This window comes from Octadecabacter ascidiaceicola (genome assembly GCF_900185015.1).
Lineage (GTDB): Bacteria > Pseudomonadota > Alphaproteobacteria > Rhodobacterales > Rhodobacteraceae > Octadecabacter > Octadecabacter ascidiaceicola.
The window spans coordinates 466,559-484,065 of sequence record NZ_FXYD01000003.1; the positions used below are offsets into that span (position 1 = coordinate 466,559).

21 protein-coding genes, 1 pseudogene and 1 riboswitch are annotated in these 17,507 nt (G+C 54.7%); of the genes and pseudogenes, 10 read left to right on the forward strand and 12 right to left on the reverse strand.

Features of this window, described 5'->3' with window-relative positions; genetic code table 11:
* The first annotated feature begins 6 nt into the window (after window positions 1-6).
* Window positions 7-1,098, forward strand: a complete 1,092-nt coding sequence (locus OCA8868_RS11235; protein WP_093996650.1) for a Hint domain-containing protein — start codon at window positions 7-9, stop codon at window positions 1,096-1,098.
* Here the strand turns inward: OCA8868_RS11235 and OCA8868_RS11240 are convergent.
* The 4 genes from OCA8868_RS11240 to OCA8868_RS11255 all read right to left on the reverse strand — a co-directional run bounded on the left by OCA8868_RS11240 (window position 1,095) and on the right by OCA8868_RS11255 (window position 3,545).
* Window positions 1,095-1,451, reverse strand: a complete 357-nt coding sequence (locus OCA8868_RS11240) for a DUF8846 family protein (RefSeq protein WP_093996651.1) — start codon at window positions 1,449-1,451, stop codon at window positions 1,095-1,097. The two genes, OCA8868_RS11235 and OCA8868_RS11240, sit on opposite strands and share 4 nt — an antisense overlap.
* Window positions 1,448-1,732 (reverse strand): hypothetical protein, encoded by a 285-nt coding sequence (locus OCA8868_RS11245; protein WP_093996652.1) that lies wholly within the window; start codon window positions 1,730-1,732, stop codon window positions 1,448-1,450. Before OCA8868_RS11245 ends, OCA8868_RS11240 begins: the two co-directional genes overlap by 4 nt.
* Window positions 1,732-2,559, reverse strand: a complete 828-nt coding sequence (gene dapD, locus OCA8868_RS11250; protein WP_093996653.1) for a 2,3,4,5-tetrahydropyridine-2,6-dicarboxylate N-succinyltransferase — start codon at window positions 2,557-2,559, stop codon at window positions 1,732-1,734. The genes OCA8868_RS11245 and dapD overlap by 1 nt, the downstream gene beginning before the upstream one ends.
* 74 nt (window positions 2,560-2,633) lie before the next feature.
* Complete coding sequence (locus OCA8868_RS11255) at window positions 2,634-3,545, reverse strand: serine/threonine dehydratase (protein ID WP_093996654.1); 912 nt, start codon at window positions 3,543-3,545, stop codon at window positions 2,634-2,636.
* 75 nt (window positions 3,546-3,620) lie between these two features.
* Here OCA8868_RS11255 and OCA8868_RS11260 point away from each other — a divergent pair, with 75 nt between their 5' ends.
* Entirely contained in the window at window positions 3,621-4,460 is an 840-nt protein-coding gene (locus OCA8868_RS11260) for an LOG family protein (RefSeq protein WP_093996655.1), read from the forward strand.
* On the opposite strand, the gene OCA8868_RS11265 is transcribed toward OCA8868_RS11260, so the two are convergent.
* The 3 genes from OCA8868_RS11265 to OCA8868_RS11275 form a co-directional block, all read right to left on the reverse strand.
* The gene (locus OCA8868_RS11265) at window positions 4,444-4,872 is read right to left on the reverse strand and encodes a hypothetical protein (protein WP_093996656.1); all 429 of its coding nucleotides are present in this window, start codon (window positions 4,870-4,872) and stop codon (window positions 4,444-4,446) included. The two genes, OCA8868_RS11260 and OCA8868_RS11265, sit on opposite strands and share 17 nt — an antisense overlap.
* A gap of 33 nt (window positions 4,873-4,905) precedes the next feature.
* Window positions 4,906-6,090 carry a dual-specificity RNA methyltransferase RlmN gene (gene rlmN / locus OCA8868_RS11270; RefSeq protein WP_093996657.1) on the reverse strand — a complete coding sequence of 395 codons (1,185 nt, stop codon included), beginning with the start codon at window positions 6,088-6,090 and terminating at the stop codon, window positions 4,906-4,908.
* A gap of 94 nt (window positions 6,091-6,184) precedes the next feature.
* Entirely contained in the window at window positions 6,185-6,715 is a 531-nt protein-coding gene (locus OCA8868_RS11275; RefSeq protein ID WP_093996658.1) for an invasion associated locus B family protein, read from the reverse strand.
* Window positions 6,716-6,902: 187 nt separating this feature from the next.
* Here OCA8868_RS11275 and OCA8868_RS11280 point away from each other — a divergent pair, with 187 nt between their 5' ends.
* Together OCA8868_RS11280 and OCA8868_RS11285 are read left to right on the forward strand one after the other, a co-directional pair.
* A complete protein-coding gene (locus OCA8868_RS11280; RefSeq protein ID WP_093996659.1) occupies window positions 6,903-7,895 on the forward strand; it encodes an asparaginase in 993 nt (330 codons plus the stop codon).
* A gap of 23 nt (window positions 7,896-7,918) precedes the next feature.
* Window positions 7,919-8,063: riboswitch (FMN riboswitch) on the forward strand.
* Window positions 8,064-8,156: 93 nt separating this feature from the next.
* The gene (locus OCA8868_RS11285; RefSeq protein ID WP_093996660.1) at window positions 8,157-8,594 is read left to right on the forward strand and encodes a 6,7-dimethyl-8-ribityllumazine synthase; all 438 of its coding nucleotides are present in this window, start codon (window positions 8,157-8,159) and stop codon (window positions 8,592-8,594) included.
* A gap of 21 nt (window positions 8,595-8,615) precedes the next feature.
* Here the strand turns inward: OCA8868_RS11285 and OCA8868_RS11290 are convergent, their stop codons facing one another.
* Window positions 8,616-9,374, reverse strand: a complete 759-nt coding sequence (locus tag OCA8868_RS11290) for a TSUP family transporter (RefSeq protein ID WP_093996661.1) — start codon at window positions 9,372-9,374, stop codon at window positions 8,616-8,618.
* Window positions 9,371-10,240 (reverse strand): phosphoserine phosphatase SerB, encoded by an 870-nt coding sequence (gene serB, locus OCA8868_RS11295; protein WP_093996662.1) that lies wholly within the window; start codon window positions 10,238-10,240, stop codon window positions 9,371-9,373. Before serB ends, OCA8868_RS11290 begins: the two co-directional genes overlap by 4 nt.
* 111 nt (window positions 10,241-10,351) lie before the next feature.
* Here serB and tnpC point away from each other — a divergent pair.
* Window positions 10,352-10,911 (forward strand): annotated as a pseudogene (gene tnpC / locus OCA8868_RS11300) (IS66 family transposase); the annotation flags it as partial.
* Here tnpC and OCA8868_RS11305 read toward each other — a convergent pair.
* Window positions 10,901-11,104, reverse strand: coding sequence for a transposase (locus OCA8868_RS11305; protein WP_093996664.1), 204 nt, complete (start codon window positions 11,102-11,104; stop codon window positions 10,901-10,903). The pseudogene tnpC and the gene OCA8868_RS11305 sit on opposite strands and share 11 nt — an antisense overlap.
* A gap of 253 nt (window positions 11,105-11,357) precedes the next feature.
* Here OCA8868_RS11305 and OCA8868_RS11310 point away from each other — a divergent pair, with 253 nt between their 5' ends.
* On the forward strand, window positions 11,358-12,035 hold the full coding sequence (locus OCA8868_RS11310) for an ImmA/IrrE family metallo-endopeptidase (RefSeq protein WP_093996665.1): 678 nt from the start codon (window positions 11,358-11,360) through the stop codon (window positions 12,033-12,035).
* 152 nt (window positions 12,036-12,187) lie between these two features.
* On the opposite strand, the gene repC is transcribed toward OCA8868_RS11310, so the two are convergent.
* Both repC and OCA8868_RS11320 read right to left on the reverse strand, forming a co-directional pair.
* On the reverse strand, window positions 12,188-12,640 hold the full coding sequence (gene repC / locus OCA8868_RS17030; protein ID WP_093996666.1) for a replication initiation protein RepC: 453 nt from the start codon (window positions 12,638-12,640) through the stop codon (window positions 12,188-12,190).
* A 12-nt stretch (window positions 12,641-12,652) separates the two neighbouring features.
* Window positions 12,653-13,060, reverse strand: coding sequence for a hypothetical protein (locus OCA8868_RS11320; protein ID WP_093996667.1), 408 nt, complete (start codon window positions 13,058-13,060; stop codon window positions 12,653-12,655).
* 122 nt (window positions 13,061-13,182) lie between these two features.
* On the opposite strand from OCA8868_RS11320, the gene OCA8868_RS11325 reads away from it, so the two are divergent.
* The 4 genes from OCA8868_RS11325 to OCA8868_RS11340 all read left to right on the forward strand — a co-directional run bounded on the left by OCA8868_RS11325 (window position 13,183) and on the right by OCA8868_RS11340 (window position 17,487).
* Window positions 13,183-13,395 (forward strand): hypothetical protein, encoded by a 213-nt coding sequence (locus tag OCA8868_RS11325; protein ID WP_093996668.1) that lies wholly within the window; start codon window positions 13,183-13,185, stop codon window positions 13,393-13,395.
* A 394-nt stretch (window positions 13,396-13,789) separates the two neighbouring features.
* On the forward strand, window positions 13,790-14,926 hold the full coding sequence (locus OCA8868_RS11330; protein ID WP_093996669.1) for a phosphoserine transaminase: 1,137 nt from the start codon (window positions 13,790-13,792) through the stop codon (window positions 14,924-14,926).
* Window positions 14,927-14,998: 72 nt separating this feature from the next.
* Window positions 14,999-16,594 (forward strand): phosphoglycerate dehydrogenase, encoded by a 1,596-nt coding sequence (gene serA, locus OCA8868_RS11335; RefSeq protein ID WP_093996670.1) that lies wholly within the window; start codon window positions 14,999-15,001, stop codon window positions 16,592-16,594.
* A gap of 113 nt (window positions 16,595-16,707) precedes the next feature.
* Window positions 16,708-17,487 carry a metallophosphoesterase gene (locus tag OCA8868_RS11340; RefSeq protein WP_093996671.1) on the forward strand — a complete coding sequence of 260 codons (780 nt, stop codon included), beginning with the start codon at window positions 16,708-16,710 and terminating at the stop codon, window positions 17,485-17,487.
* The last annotated feature ends 20 nt before the right edge of the window (window positions 17,488-17,507 follow it).

A 17,507-nucleotide genomic window follows, 5' to 3' on the forward strand; every position in this document is an offset into this window, starting at 1 on the left:
CACCTTATGGCACTGAAATGGATCGGAACTCGGACGCAGGAACGTGGGGTCTTTAACCCCGCCGGACTAAGCCGTGAGCAGGGATCTGTTTCGGTTGGTTCTGACCTTCTGGCGCGTGGAAGTTTGATGCTGGAAGTCTCGGTGCGCCCGCAGATGCATCCTGTGAACTTGCTGCGTTTTGGTGCGCTTGACCCTTGGCCTTCTGGCCTGACCGTTTGTTTGGAACCTGATGGCACCGTTCGTTTGATGATGCGTCAAGGTACGCGGCATTTGGCGACGGCGCTAAAAACGACATTGGGCAGCGACGTCCAGACTGCGCACATAACGTACATCTGGGACGCACCTAAGCGACGTGGACGTCTTAGCGTGTATATCCCAGATCACGGCCGCCTTTGGCAAACAGAAGTGATATCCCCCTTCCCGCTATCCACGCGCGATGCTCAGAGAATCATCACCGACACTGACGGTTGTATGATCGATCCAAAGGTAGCATTCGTCGCAATTGCTGATGCGCCATGCCCGCTCGGCCCTATCCCCGGATTGTGTGGCTCTGCAGCGGTAGACACGCGAGATGGACCGAAAACACTGCGCGATATCGTCCCTGGCGACTTTGTGATTACCCAAGGCGGACGGTCCGTTCGCGTTCTTTGGTCCGGGAGTACAACCGTGCCAGCGCTGGGCCGTTTCGCACCGATGATACTACGCCGACCATATATGAGCCTATGGGATGACCTTGTGACGTCTCGTGACCAACGCGTCTGTTTGGCGGGTTCAGAAGTCGAGTATTTGTTTGGTGAAGAACGGGTTTCCACGGCGGTGCGCCACCTAGAAGTGCGAAATTGTGCCGGCCCTGCACGACCAACGCCACACGTTATGACCTATCACCAGATATTGCTCGAAACCCATGAGATCATGGTTGTGAACGGCGCGCTCGTCGAAAGTTTTGATGGGTCGGCGGTTTTAAACGCGCCAGCGATGACGAAATGGTCAGTTCTGGCTGACATCGCACCAGAGCTTCGCCCGCAGCGCGTTGGGTTGGCGGCACCCGTGTTGCAGGGGTACGAAGCCCTCACCCTTACAGGGGCGACAATCGGCTAGTGTTTGGTGGCATCGTCGCCTTCAAAGAACGGGGTCATCTGCGCGACGATAACGCTGTTTTCGTCCAACGCACGCTTCATCAATTCGCGTTCTTCATCGGGAATATCGTGGCCTTCGGCAAGGCGTTCATCAAGCGTGCCGTATCCCGACACATCAAGCGGCGCTGTATCAGCTTGCTTTAGGATCGCAACGGTTTCGCGTACGGCTTCTGCCTCATCAATTCCACTCGCGTAGATCATCAGCGCGGCACCGGTGCTGTCTTTGGGAAGCCCGTCACCGTCTTTACGGCCGATTTCGACTAGCAAGGTGTAGACCTGCTGGCGGGATGGTTTCTTTTGCTTTTTCTCGGTCATTCGGACGGTTCCTTATCGATCCAGCGGGATTTTGAGGCCCAGAGCGAAGAGAAGATTAAGACAGCTTGGATCGGGATAAACCCCAGCGCAAGCAGGGCCGTGACCGTGGCCCAAACGGGGAAATTCAACGTTTCCGTCAGCGACTGAAACGGGCGATACAAGATCACAAACGCGAGAACCAAACAGGCCGCGTCAAAGGCAACAGGCGCCCAAGCCGCGGCCCATGACGGACGCTCTCCGCGCGAAATGCGGGATTTGGCGAGCGTCCGAGACAGCAGCATTAGTCGCGCAACAGGTCGTTGATGCCTGTCTTAGAACGGGTCTTCTCATCAACCGTCTTCACGATGACCGCACAGTACAGGTTGATGTCGTTCTTGGACGGCATAGAGCCCGCAACGACAACTGAGTAAGGCGGCACTTCGCCGTAGAAGACTTCGCCAGTTTCGCGGTTCACGATCTTGGTGGACTGGCCAATGAAGACACCCATACCCAGCACGGATCCTTCGCGGATGATGCAGCCTTCAACAACTTCGGAGCGGGCTCCGATAAAGCAGTTGTCTTCGATAATTGTCGGGCCAGCCTGCATGGGTTCAAGAACGCCACCGATGCCGACGCCGCCGGACAGGTGCACGTTTTTGCCGATTTGCGCGCAGGACCCAACAGTCGCCCAGCCATCAACCATGGAACCTTCGTCGACGTATGCGCCGAGGTTCACAAAGGATGGCATCAACACAACGCCCGGTGCGATGTAGGCAGAACGGCGCACGATGGACCCCGGAACTGCGCGGAAACCTGCGGCTTTCCATTCGTTGTCGCCCCAGCCCTGCCATTTGGACGGCACTTTGTCCCACCAATGGCCGTCGCCGTTTGATCCTTCGATCATCGCCATGTCGTTCAGGCGGAATGACAAAAGAACGGCCTTCTTTGCCCATTGGTTCACGTGCCAATCGCCGTTTTCACGACGTTCGGCAACACGCAGCTTACCAGAATCGAGAGCGTTCATCGTGTCTTCGATGGCTTCGCGGGTCACGCCTTGGGTGTTTGTGTCGATGGTGTCGCGGGCGTCCCACGCGGCTTCGATTGCGGTTTCAAGTTGTGCGTTGGACATGGTGGCCCCCTATGTTTTCACTGCGCGTGTTTCGCGTTTGAACGCCACATACCGCGCAATGCGGGTTTGGGCAATCAAATCGGGATAGGCGCGGGGTTTGCGCCGCAAAGCAATATCGCGACCTTTTCGTTCTTGGACGGTTTGTAGGCACCGGATGTGATCGCGGCCAATGCTGCGGCACCTGCTGGTTCAACCAATTGACGCAGGTTTTGCCAAAGCAGTTTCTGCGCGTTGGCGATCGCATCATCAGGGAGCAGCAGCGTTTGCAGGTCGTTCTCTTTTGCTAGGTCATAGGCCATCCGCCCGATACGTTTCGCGCCCAGCGCGTTGGCGCAAATACCAGAAACCTCGATGTCCGTTTCAGGGCCATGCTGCAGGGCTGCATGCATTGAGTTGGTCGTGTCGGATTCGACGCCAATGATGTTACGATCCTTGAACCAGGTCATCGCTCCGCCGATTAGCCCGCCACCACCGATGGCGATGATGATCGTATCGGCGTCACACCCTTGGGCTTCCCACTCTTTGAAACAGGTTCCCTGCCCCGCAAGCGTCGCTGGCGCATCAAACGGGTGGATATCTATCGCACCTGTTTTTTCTTGGTGTGCTTTCGCGGCTGCGGCTGCATCTGCGTAGGCCCCTTCAACGATATGCAGGACGGCCCCAGTTTGCCGGATGACATCGATCTTGGCAGGGCCTGCGAATTTGGGCACGTAAATATGCGCTTTGTGGCCTAAAGTCGTCGCGGCATGGGCGACGGCGGCACCATGATTGCCACCAGAGGCCGCGACAATGCCAGCAGTGGGCACGTCAGCCGTCAGTATAGAATTGAACGCACCTCGAGCCTTGAACGAACCCGTCTTCTGCGTGTGTTCAAACTTAAACTGTAGCGGCACGCCGAACGTGTCAGAGCGCATGACGGGGGTGACGTGAACGTAATCAGCGATCCGCGCGGCAGCGGCATCAATATCGGCGTGTGTAACGGGCATTTACAGTTCCTGTCATTGGACAATCCACAGACAACCTGCCACTAAAATGCAAAGCCCAACAAGGAGCAGTTTGAGATGAAAGATCACACCCGCCGCCATCCGTTACGTGACAGCTCACAGGATCGCAAAGAAGCCGTCGAAGTCCCTGATACACCGCAGACGCGATCACCCGCCTATGCGCTGGCGTTTGCGGATCCGGATTTCTTGTGTCGTGATGAGTTGCGCCCCGTCCGGTTGCAGTTGGAGCTGCTGAAACCGGAACTCATGCTGGACGAACAAGGGATCGAGTCGACGATCGTTATGTTTGGCGGTGCGCGTATTCCGTCACCCGAAAACAAAGGCGCCGCCCGAACGAAGACCTTGGCGGACTTGTCGAAGTATTATGATGAAGCACGCAAGTTTGCGAAGCTCATGACCGAAACCGGTGAACCCCACGAGAACGTCATTGTGACGGGTGGTGGTCCGGGCGTTATGGAGGCCGGCAACCTCGGTGCGCTAGAGGCCGGCGGAAAGTCCATCGGGCTGAATATTGTATTGCCGCATGAGCAGGCGCCAAATGAGTATGTCACGCCTGAGCTGTGTTTCAACTTTCACTACTTCGCGATCCGCAAAATGCATTTCCTTATGCGCGCGAAAGCGATCACGGTGTTCCCAGGTGGTTTCGGTACGCTGGATGAAACGTTTGAGGCGCTGACGTTGATCCAGACTGGCCGTATGGAGCGCGTGCCGTTCTTGCTGTTTGGTCGTGCGTTCTGGGAAAGCATCATCAACTGGGACGCGCTTTCTGAGGCGGGTACGATTTCCGCTGATGACCTTGAGTTGTTCCGCTTTGTTGAAACGGCTGAAGAAGCTGTTGATGCATTAAACAACTGGGAAGGCGCAGGCGAAAAGCGCGGGGTTATTCCGGGGCGGTGAGGACGCGGTCGCGGAGTCTTCGGTGCGCATGGTTGGGAAATGGGGCGTTGAATCGTTTCATCAACTTTGAATAGCTGCAGCCAAGGTCGGAGCCCTTGCAGACTTTCGTGCCATCCAGACGGAACACCGCGATCCCGCCACCCGCTTCGTTGACTTTGTACCCTTTACGGTGAAGACGGGCAGCGAGATCTGCCCAGCCATTCGCGTAGGCAAAATCATCTGCAAGAAGCGCCCGTAAGGGGGCGACGAGGCGCTCATCCGGCATAAAGGCCGTCTTCGCTTTCTCGCGGCGGTAGAACTCTTTTTCAATGGAATTGCGGATCAATTGCCCGACACTGATGTCATCGCGTTGCGCAATTCGTGCCAGGGCCGCAATCATTTCAGGCGGGGCTTTCAGGGTTATCTCATCCATTTCGGAACCCTGCCGAATGATGGTTAAGAAACCTTAAAGCCCTGCGTCCGCTTCGATTTCCTTGCGGGATTTGCGTGCGCGTTCAGTTGCGGACTTTAGCTGTCCACAGGCGGCCATGATGTCTTCGCCGCGTGGTTTACGTACGGGCGACGCATAGCCAGCATTGTGAACGATATCTGCAAACGCCTTGATCCGAGCTTGCGTGGAGCGCTGGTAGGGTGCGCCGGGCCATTCGTTGAACGGAATTAGGTTGATCTTGGCAGGGATGCCGTCGATTAGCTTCATCAGGCGGTGGGCGTCTTCGTCGCTGTCGTTCACGTCTTTTAGCATCACATATTCAAACGTAATACGTTCCGAATTGGACACCTTGGGGTAGGCCGCAAGCGCCTTGAGCAGTTCTTCGATGTTCCAACGCTTATTGATCGGGACGAGCTTATTGCGCACCTCATCCGTCGTCGCATGGAATGATACAGCAAGTTGGCACCCGATTTCATCGGCTGTCCGCGCAATTTCGGGGACGACGCCGGAGGTCGACAGAGTAATACGACGACGAGATAGTTGAATACCCTCAGGGTCCATCGCGATCTTCATCGCGTCGCGGACGTTTTCGAAATTATAGAGCGGCTCGCCCATGCCCATCAGCACGATGTTCGACAGCAAACGTGGGCCCATATCCGCGTGGGATTGCCCCTGTTCAGGCCATTCGTTCAGATCATCTCGCGCAAGCATAACTTGGCCGATGATCTCGCCCGCTGTGAGATTGCGTACCAGTTTCTGGGTGCCAGTATGACAGAAACTACAGGTGAGGGTGCAGCCAACTTGGGACGAAATACAAAGCGTGCCGCGGTCAGTTTCGGGGATGTAGACAACCTCAACCTCATGGCCGCCTGCGATCCGCACAAGGTATTTACGTGTGCCGTCATTGGAGACTTCTTTAGTAACAACTTCTGGCAGTTCGATTTTGAAATGCTCGGCCAGTGTCGCGCGGAAGTCTTTGGACAGGTTCGTCATGACGTCGAAATCACGCACACCCCAATGGTACAGCCACTGCCAGATTTGGTTCACCCGCATCTTGGCCTGCTTTTCCTTCACACCCAGCCCGATCAGCTCATCGCGTAGCTGATCGCGGGTCAGGCCGACGATGTTTACGGGGCCGCCTTCGGGCAGCACGCGTTTGATGGTCATGACGTCTTGGGTGATGGGCGCTTGCGGTTCCATGAGAATCGTCCTCGGTTGGTTTCAGGCCCTATATAAGACGAAAGGCCGGTTTCCAAAGAAAACCGGCCCCCGTAATTTCGCATAGGTCGCGTTTTTAGCTGGAACAGCGGTTCGCAGCCTCTTCGACGCCAGCCGTAAAGCCAAGCAATGAGAACGTGTCGCGGGTAACTGTGCCACGGCCGGAACGCGCGCTAACAGTCGCGGAAGCGCCGCGCTTCATCGCTGCAACGATGCGCGCATCGTCTTCTGGTGTTGCTGGCCACGCCCACTCGCCTTCGGTGAACAGGTCAAACTTTGTGCCACCGATATCAAGCTCAGCGGTGGAGCCGCTGGCGAATGGGTAGCCGCCAGTGAACGTCACTTGGCCGTTTACACCTGCGCCAGGACGATAAAATACGAACAACAGGATTTCACCACGGCGCACAGATACAACCTGTCCATCGCGGGAATTCACTGTTTCCTTGGGCGCGGAGACGGCCCAGCATTCTGTTGGGTTGTCTTCAACAAAGACAGACCAGTCTGTGTTTGCCGCAACGCGATTGGAGCTTGCTTCTTGCGAGAACGCAGAAGTACCCAATGTCATAAGTGCGGCCACGCCCATTGCGTGTGTAAACTTTGAAATCATAATTACAGCCTCCAAGCTGTCCGTGCCTCTGGTTGCTCTATATAGCGCAATACCTCTGATGGGTATCTTTTCGGCTAGATTGAGCGGTTTCAACTCGATACCCATAGCAATAGCAAGATTTTGCCCAATTGGGAAAGCCCTTTGTCCCCAAATATTTGCGCGGATCACCGCCCATCCGGAGAGATTTATGTCTAATCCAGTCGAATTCGTTGAACTTTGGCGTGGTGGAATACTGGAAAGCGTCCATCAAGGTCACGCAGTTGTGGTCGATGAGGGGGGCGAAATTGTCCATTCTTGGGGCGATCCGCATGCTGTGACCTATCCGCGAAGCTCTGCCAAGATGCTGCAAGCGCTGCCTTTGGTGGAAAGCGGTGTCGCGGATCGGTTTGGCCTCACGACTGAACAATTGGCCTTATCCTGTGCGTCCCATTCAGGGGCGGCGATCCATACGGACCGCGTTCAAAGCTGGCTTAAAGACCTCGAATTGGATGACGATGCGTTCAATTGCGGGCCACAATGGCCATCCGATTTGCCTGCCCGCAATGGGTTAATTAAAGGTGACGCAACGCCTTGCCGGTATCACAATAACTGTTCCGGCAAGCATTGCGGCTTCCTGACGATGACCAAAGCAAACGGGTGGGGTCCTGGCTACGTCGCGATCGACCATCCGTTGCAAGTTGGCATCAAACAGGTGGTTGAGGAGCTGACACAAGAAACGTCGCCACGTTGGGGTATTGATGGATGTTCTGCCCCGAACCATGCATCGAGCATCCTAGGTATTGGCCGCGCTATGGCGACGTTTGCCAGTGCGGACGACAGCAGTACACGCGGCGCGGCAATGGTGCGTTTGCGCAATGCGATGATGGCGCACCCTGAATTGGTTGCAAATGAAGACCGCGCTTGCACGCATCTGATGCGGGCTGCGAAAGGTAAGGCGGCTGTGAAGACAGGGGCCGAAGGTTTCTTCATCGCGATCTTGCCAGAGTTGAAGCTTGGCGTTGCCTTGAAGGTAATGGACGGCACAACGCGGGCCTCTGAATGCGCGATGGCGGCGATCCTGTGTAAACTAGGTGTGCTTGATGCGAACGACCCAGCCGTTAAGGCCTACCGCAATCCAGACCTCAAGAACTTCGCAGGGCTGGTGACGGGTGATATGCGGCCCAGTATCGCACTTGCCTGATCTACAGAAATCCGTCAGACAGAAATAGTTCTCAGGGCGGGGCGAAATTCCCCACCGGCGGTTATAGCCCGCGAGCGCAAAGGGTTTCCCTTCGGGATTCCCCTTGGTCAGCAGATACTGGTGAAATTCCAGAGCCGACGGTCATAGTCCGGATGTGAGAGAGCTTCGGTGTGCTTGTGAACCCCACAGGCGCAGCGAGTCTTTGCCCCGAGGTGATGTGTCACCCACGCAATCGCGTGGCAATCGGGAAAGGAGACCCTAATGACAATCGCCCCACGCTACGCCTTTATTAAGGCAAATTGGCACGCCGATATTGTGGATCGTGCCTATGAAGGATTTTGCGAAACCATCCCCGCATCCCAAGTGGATGTTTTCGACGTTCCAGGCGCATTTGAGATGCCTTTGGTTGCAAAAGATCTGGCCGAGTCCGGTCAATATGCAGCAATCGCTTGTGCCGCATTCGTCGTTGATGGCGGCATTTACCGCCACGATTTTGTTGCGTCTGCGGTTGTTGATGGATTGATGCGTGTCGGCTTGGATACAGGCGTGCCGGTCTTGTCTGTTTCGCTGACACCACATCAGTACCAAGAGACCGAACACCACGACGCAATCTATCGCAGCCACTTTGTTGAAAAGGGTCGCGAAGCCGCGCGAGCTGCGCTCATGATTGGCAAAACACGCAAAGCACTTGCGGCCTAACCGTGCATCAAAGAAGCCCGGTTAGATCAGGTCCCAAAGCAGCTTCGCGGCGAGGACACTTGCCGAGACGACCAGCAATGGCTTGATGAGCCTTGAGCCGATCCGCATGGCCATCCGCGCGCCCACATAGGCACCCGCCATTTGCGCAAACCCCATCAGCAGGCCCGTGATCCACCACGGGCTTGCAACCAACGCGTAGATAAGTAGCCCGCCGAAGTTGGATGAAAAATTCAACAGTTTGGTGTGGGCTGTGGCCTTCAAGACGCCATACCCCGCGAGGGCAACGAAGCCGATCATATAGAACGCGCCTGCGCCGGGGCCGATTAAGCCGTCGTAGAAGCCGACCAATGGTACAATCGTAAGCGAAAATACCAACGGACCCATCCGCGCGGTACGGTCGATATCGTTCAGGCCGGGTTTGAGTGCAAAGAACAGCGCGGTCGCAATCAGAAGAACTGGCAAAGCAATGCGGATCAATTGGGTCGGCAATGTCGACGTAAGCAGCGCACCAGCCCCACCCGCGACAAGCGCGAGCAATGCCACCCAGAACTGGCGACGCAGATCAACGTGCCCCGCGCGACCGTAGCTGTAGGCCGCCATGCCTGCACCGAACACCGCTTGTACTTTGTTGGTTGCGATGGCGGTCAATGGGGGTGCGCCTGCGATGATCAGGACAGGAACCGTGATGAGGCCGCCACCACCAGAAATGGCATCAACAAAGCCTGCAAAAAACGCAACTGCAAGCAGGAGCGCGAGGACATCAAGCGTGACCTCGATCACGAAACAAATTCGTCTTTGGCGTAACCTTGAAGGTAAAGAAGTGCGGTCAGATCGCCGTGATTGATCCGCACATCGCACTTCTCTTGCAGGGCGGGTTTGCCATGCAGCGCGACGCCCGTTCCGGCGTTTGACAGCATCAACAGGTCGTTCATCCCGTCCCCAACTGCGAGAACATCTTGCTGGGAAATGCCCAAACGCGCCGTAATCTCACCCAATGCATCAAGCTTTGCCTGCTGGCCTAGGATGGGGCGAACAACGCGCCCTGACAGTTTGTCTTCCGCGATTTCCAGCGTATTGGCGCGGTTTTCGTCGAAGCCGAGTTCCGCCGCCACTTTGGCAGTGAATGCTGTAAAGCCGCCGGACACCAAAGCGCCGTAGCCGCTATTTGCCTTCATGGTTTGCACCAACGCGCGGCCGCCCGGCATGTAAGTGATCCGTGTTTTCAGGACGTGATCGATGATTGCAGCGTCGAGCCCTTTAAGCAGACCGACACGTTCATCAATAGCCGCCTCGAAGTCCAACTCGCCATTCATTGCGCGCGCTGTGATATCGGCAACATGCGCGCCAACGCCCGCTTCATCGGCGAGCTCGTCAATGCATTCCTGCTGGATCATAGTGCTGTCCATATCGGCAAGCAGCATCTTCTTGCGGCGACCTTCAAGCGGCTGGCAGACCAGATCAACGCCCATGTCTTGAACGTCATCCCAGACAGTCCAGAGGTTTTCGGGTTTGCTTTCAACGGCAAATTCAGCCGCTTCATCTGCAGCCAACCACTGTGCGGACTGGCCACCCCACGCGTTGCGCAACGATTCTACTAGCGCCGGGTTCAAGCCGCCTGCTTTCGCGATCAAGGTGATTACAAACATAACTGTCCTTTCGTTAACCGCCAAAAACCAAGCGAACCGGAAAAGAGCAACCCCCCAGCCACAACTTGTTAGATAAAGTCGCCTTTAGTTTTGACTTGGCAAAATGCGCCGATCCAACTGGCGTACTGCTAGGCGCATGCACGGCGTAAACTGTATGAGCAGACCCACAACAATGCCGCCCCTATTGCCGAAGAGGGCCTAAAGCAGATCGCAGCCTTTACCGGATTGAAGCACAGGCGCGTGGCACGTCTGCACAAGAACGCCTGGTAGTCCGTCAGCAGAAATCCAAACCCAAAATCAAGGCGTTCAAAATCTGGCTGGATCACGCCCGCACACAAGTGTCAGCCAAATCCCCGACAGGTCAGGCGCTCAAATATATTGTAAAATACTGGGATGGCCTGATTTTGTTTCTGACCGATGGGCGCGTCGAAATGGACAGCAATGCCGTGAAACGCACCATCCGCCCCATCGCCCTGCAAAGAAAGAACGCGCTCTTTGCCGGTCACGACGCCGGTGCTCAGAACTGGGCCATGCTTGCGTCACTCATCGAAACCTGCAAACTAAACCAAAGTGAGCCGCACAGTTATCTAACCAGCGTCATCACAGCCATCATCAATGGGCATAAGCAGAAGGGCATCGACCAACTGCTACCATGGAAATTCAAAGGCTGAAGCAACGCTTACGACGAACCTTATCGGAAAATACCCCGGTCAGCCCATCAATAGCCTGCCGTTTCCACGTCGTCACCTGCGTCGAATGAACCTTGTGCTTCGCTGCAATCTCTGGCGCTGTGCGATCTCCACGAAGCGCCTCAAGCGCCACCGTAGCTTTGAACTTATCTGAAAAACTGCGTCTCTTCGTCATTTGTGTATTCTGTCTTCAAGGTTGAATACATCTTAGCACGCGGTCCAGTTTTGCAGTGCCACCTCTGCCAATGACCTGTAAATTCATTAACTGTTCTCCACGATGCGCAACTGTGAACGCTCGGTCTAGTCCGGTCTTGAAAACAATCGCCAAAACTATCAAAATCGAGCTACCACCGAGTTACTTGGGAAATGTCAGCTGCTAAGGTTTTCCAAGAAAAGTACGCAGCTAACAAAAATGGATATTTGATTCGATGAAACGAGTAACCCTTGCCGCTTTAGTCCTTCTCGCCGGTATTGGCGGATGGATTGGATATTCCAAGATGAACAAAGCGCCCGTCGATATGGCCCTGAAAGCTGAAATCGAGGCGATACGCGATGCGTTTATCAGCGATGTCAGGAGTTTGGATTTTCCTGCATCTTCCCCACCGGAGGTCATCATCGAGTCGACCCCTGCAATGATGACCTATGGTGACGAAGGCCTAACGGCGCCGGATTGGGATACTTTGCCCGCTGAAGTGGTCACTCAAATGAACAACTGGGCAAACTCCGCTGACGGTACGTTTACCGGCCGGCAGTATTTTGAGAAAACCTTCAATTGGTTCTTGGTCGTGCACGAGCTTGGTCACTACGTTCAAGATGTCAACGGCACGGGGGACCAACTTTCACACTATGAGAGAGAGTTTCAGGCCAACCAGATCGCCGTTGCGTATTGGAAACGAAATCACCGCAGCGAGTTGGATGATTACATCGCTTGGGTGCGCGCCGTGTTGCCTGTTATTTCTGCGCCTGAAAGTACGACACCCGAATATTACAACGCCAACTTGTACAGCGGGACCAACGACAATGACTTCAATGGGTATTTCCAGTTCTATTTCATCCTCACGGCCTATGATCAGATCGACGATCTGAACTTGGCAGATCTTCTATAAGCAAGCTTTAAAATTGACGGATGTTTCGGAGGGTAGGTCAAGATGAAAGTTCTAACAGATTAGATCGAGAGACAGTGGCGCGGAGTGAACCGCCCAAAGTTTTTGGAGCGGATGTGAAGCAAAATGTCTTTCCCGACTGATAAGTGCTGACGCTAAACCGCTCTGAAACCTCCCGAACGGATAACTGCCCTGCGTAGGCAGTAAGGATCTCGTTGTAGAGATTTGTATTGTTCTTCTCCGTTAGAGTTACAACTAAGGCATACGGAACGGAATCTGGGCGAGATGCGCTTTGTCCGTGAGCGCGAGATATGGCTGCGTTCATCGTGATTGCGAACGGCGTGCATAAATCTAAGTAGATCTAAGCTGCCAGTTTTCGCTTTTCTGATCATTCCCCCAAAACAGGCGGCGGGGTTCTTTGGCAAGTGCTTTGCCTTCGGTGGCAGGCAAAGGTTTCGATGGATCAAGATCACGCAGAGAGCAGCGTGTTCTGGCCCTAAGGCAGCCGGATTACATGCCGCAATCCAGCTCCGTTCATCAATTCCTATTGCTCTTGCGACCTCATATGCCGTGTTGACCAAATCCCGCCAAGTGTAGTCGCCATACATCTCCAGATATTCTCAGAATGGTTCAGCAGCGATGGTATTAGCCTGTTCGAGCGTCACATGATCTGAAACTGCATCTGGCTCATACAGAAATTTAGATTGTTTGGTTTGTACTATAGGTACGTCATATTCTTCTGTCTGGTCGGAAAATTCTTCCGAACGAGGTCCGGTTTTGAAGGCATTTTCTAAAGCCAGGAGCCCGTCGCGGATTTCCTTCAATGCGGGCAAATCCTTGACGACAGCGCTGCGACCGTCCGGCAAGATATCCTGCGCCTCATTGATGGCATCAGCGCAGTTCAGACGGCGAATGTTCCGATTGATTTGGCGGATTTCGTTGCGGCATGATTCCATAGCATCCTCGTGCAGGCGGATAGCCTCTGCCTCAGCCAAAGGTTCTGATGCCTGTTCAATGATCGGAACCAAGTTGATACCAAACAGTTTGCGAAGGACGTTCTCTCCGTCGTTCTCGCGTAGACCGTCGCGCCTGCGTTAGCCTTTGGGTGCCGTGAGACCATTGTGGCATCCACCAGATCACATTCAATCGAATGCACGGTACGAACCGTGCAAGTCATCATGTCAGCCAGTCCGCTTACCTGATGCCAGAAACCGCAGATGCGGCCCGGCTCGTAATCCTGATCCCGCGCCCACTTATCGAAGGTCTTGGCGAGGTATTCAATTGCCGAGGTTTTCAGCCCACGCGCCTTCAATGCGGGCTTTACGAGATCAATGAACTGGGTCCGCTTGATCCCGAAGGGTAGGCCGCTATGCGATAAAGTTGCACTCATGACGCCACCTGCCTTGCCAGAGATGGGCCGTTTGCATATTGTTGGTTGTAAGAAGACTTTTGAAATTGGCCGTTAAGGTGAGTGCCAGCTCTCTCAACGGTTGTTCATTGTCCGATATCCTAGCATCGCTGATTTCGAAGAAGTGGAAAGCCCGATTCTTGGGTCAGCCGCTCCAGAACAAAGCGCGATCCGCTTGTGTCAGATTTGTGCCAATAGGAAACATGCGTTCCTGCATCGTTCTGCAAAGGTCTACATTTACCTGCATAGCAAGCGCCTTTGCCTATTGCTGTTTTTACTGGGGATATGTATGTCCGGCGGTGGGACACCCTTCCCCAACGAAGGGCATTTATCTGTAAGGATAGCAGAAATGACTATACAACAACCGGCTACGCGGCCGGCGAATCCGCGTTTTTCATCTGGCCCATGCGCCAAACCCCCCACATGGACACTCGACGCACTGAAAGACGCACCGCTTGGTCGTTCGCATCGTGCTGCTGTGGGCAAAGACAAGTTGAAAGCAGCGATTGAAGGCACGCGTGACGTGCTTGGTATCCCTGCGAATTACAAAATCGGCATCGTTCCCGCGTCTGACACTGGCGCGATGGAAATGGCGATGTGGTCCCTTCTTGGCGAACGTCCTGTGCAGATGGTTGCATGGGAAAGCTTTGGCGCTGGCTGGGTTAGCGACGTTGTTAAGCAGCTGAAAATCGAAGCGAGCGAGCATGTTGCGGACTACGGTCACATCATCGACATGACGACCTTGGATTACGACCAAGACGTCGTGTTCACATGGAACGGCACGACGTCCGGCGTTCGCGTTTCGGGTGATCCGATCCCAGCGAACCGCGCTGGTCTGACGATCTGTGACGCGACTTCGGCTGCTTTTGCGCAGGACCTTCCATGGGAAAAACTCGACGTGACGACGTTCTCTTGGCAGAAAGTTATGGGCGGTGAAGCCGCGCACGGGATGATTGTTTTGTCCCCGCGTGCAGTCGAACGCCTTGAAAGCTACACACCTGCTTGGCCCCTGCCGAAAATTTTTCGCATGACCAAAGGCGGCAAGCTGATCGACGGAATCTTCACAGGTGCGACGATCAACACGCCATCCATGCTTTGTGTTGAGGACTACCTGTTCGCGCTGAACTGGGCGAAGTCCATTGGTGGTCTTGATACTTTGCGCATGCGTGCAGATGCAAATGCCAACGCGATCTGGAACTTCTGCGCCACGCGCGACTGGATCGACAATCTGGCGGTCGACATGGCGACGCGTTCGAACACATCAGTTTGCCTGAAGTTCACAGACCCGCGCATCACAGACGGTGCTGCGTTTGCCAAAGCAATCGCCAAACGGCTTGAGGCCGAAGGCATTGCGCTGGACATCGGTGCGTACCGCGATGCGCCAGCTGGGCTTCGTATTTGGTGCGGTGCAACAATTGAGACATCCGACATCGAAGCGATGTTGCCGTGGCTCGATTGGGCGTTCCAAGCCGAAATCAACGCGTAACCAAATTTTCAATAAAATTTGGGCTCAAAATCTTTGAAAGATTTTGCCGCCCCAACCTAAAGGACCAATATCATGGCTCCCAAAGTACTCGTGTCTGATAAACTTTCCGAAACTGCCGTTCAGATCTTCCGTGATCGAGGCATTGATGTCGACTTCCAGCCGGACCTCGGCAAGGACAAAGACAAACTGGCTGAGGTAATCGGCCAATATGATGGTCTGGCAATTCGCTCTGCCACCAAGGTCACCGAAAAGATCCTAAACAACGCAACCAACCTTAAGGTAATCGCGCGTGCCGGTATCGGCACCGACAACATCGACAAAGAGGCCGCGTCTAAGAAAGGTGTGATCGTGATGAACACGCCGTTCGGCAACATGATCACCACGGCGGAACACGCTATTGCGATGATGTTCGCTGTGGCGCGTCAAATTCCTGAGGCGTCCGAGTCCACGCATGCCGGTAAATGGGAAAAGTCCAAGTTCATGGGTGTTGAACTGACTGGCAAGACACTCGGCGTTATCGGCGCGGGTAACATCGGTGGTATCGTTTGCGACCGTGCGCGTGGCCTGAAAATGAAGGTTGTCGCGTATGACCCCTATTTGGGCGAAGAAAAGGCCGACAAAATGGGCGTTGAGAAGGTCGAGCTTGAAGAGCTGTTCGCGCGCGCTGACTTTATCACAATGCACGTTCCATTCACCGATCAGACGGCCAACATCCTTAGCCGCGAAAACATCGCCAAGCTGAAGAGGGGTGTGCGGATTGTGAACTGTGCGCGTGGTGGTTTGGTTGATGAAGAGGCCCTCGCAGAGGCGTTGAAATCCGGCCACGTTGCAGGTGCTGCGTTTGATGTGTTCGCGGTTGAGCCTGCGACCGAGAGCCCACTTTTCAATCTGCCAAACGTTGTTGTGACGCCGCACCTTGGTGCGGCGACAACCGAAGCCCAAGAGAACGTGGCGCTTCAAGTTGCCGAACAGATGTCCGACTATTTGCTGACCGGTGCTGTCACCAACGCGTTGAACATGCCGTCTGTGACTGCGGAAGAAGCCAAGGTTATGGGGCCGTGGATCGATCTTGCGGGCCACCTTGGTAACTTCACAGGTCAAATGACAGATGAACCGATCCAAGCGATCAATATCTTGTTTGACGGTTCCGTTTCCGACATGAACCTCAACGCGCTGACGGCGGCGACAGTTGCTGGCATCATGAAAAAGGCGAATCCAGACACCAACATGGTTTCCGCCCCCGTGATCGCCAAAGAACGCGGTGTTAAGATCAGCACGACGAAGCAAGACAAGTCCGGTGCGTTCGATGGCTACGTTAAGGTGACTGTGGTTACCGCCAAGCGTGAGCGTTCGGTTGCAGGTACGGTGTTTAGCGATGGCAAGCCGCGCTTCATTCAGATCAAAGGCATCAACGTCGATGCCGAGATCGGTGCGCACATGGTTTACACAACCAACGAAGATGTGCCGGGTATCATCGGTACACTCGGTCAATCCATGGGCAAGCACAACGTCAACATCGCGAACTTCACTTTGGGTCGTTCCGAGGCAAAGGGCGAAGCGATTGCTTTGCTTTATGTTGACGAACCGGTTCCTGCCGAAGCGCTAAAAGACCTCGAAGCAACAGATATGTTCACGCAAGTGAAGCCGCTGGCCTTCGACATTAAATAAATCCAATTGCCCCCGCTCTCGTAATTCCGGCGTGTTTGGAAACTACGGGTGGGGGCAATTTCATTTCGGGTTCTATTCCCCGCTCCAATCGCTACGGGCGAAAAGGATGATAGATGTTGTATTGTGTCGGCGATGTTCACGGATTTACCGGTCAGCTTGACCGCGCATTGCAGTTGATCGAAGCAGATGGCGGCGTCGATTCTCCCATCGTTTTCTTGGGCGACTATGTTGACCGTGGTCCTGACGCAAAAGACACAATCCAGACATTGATAGACGGGCAGACTGCTGGTCGTCCGTGGACCTGTTTGATCGGCAATCATGACCTTATGTTTTGGCGGTTTGTGACCCGTGGCATCACGCAGGATGCGCATATCGCGTCTGGAAAAGGGTGGCTGCACCATCGTTTGGGCGGCAATACGACATTGGCGTCCTACATTGGCGCGGAAGATTTGCGGGCTGCGACTGGGCTCGATGGCTTCGCGATCGATGGTTTGGATCCGACACCTGCCGGTGCGTTGAATGCCCTACAAGAGCTGGCGCAAAAGGCGGTTCCGCAGAAACATCTTGATTGGATTGCTGAACAGCCGCGTTATTTCGAAACGCATGAGCATCTCTTTGTTCATGCTGGTCTGCGCGTCGGGGTTCCATTGGCTGAACAAACCGAGGATGATCTGACGTGGATCCGTGGCGGTTGGATCGACAGTGATGCGGATCACGGGACCATGGTCGTGCACGGCCATACGGCGCTTGAATTTCCGCAACATCATGGCAATCGCATCAACCTTGATGCTGGGGCTGGATATGGGCGCACTTTGGTGCCTGCGGTTCTTGATGCGGGGAAATGGTTTACGCTGGATGAGAAAGGGCGAACGGCCCTCACACCCAACGGTTAGATCACACTCATTCCGACAAG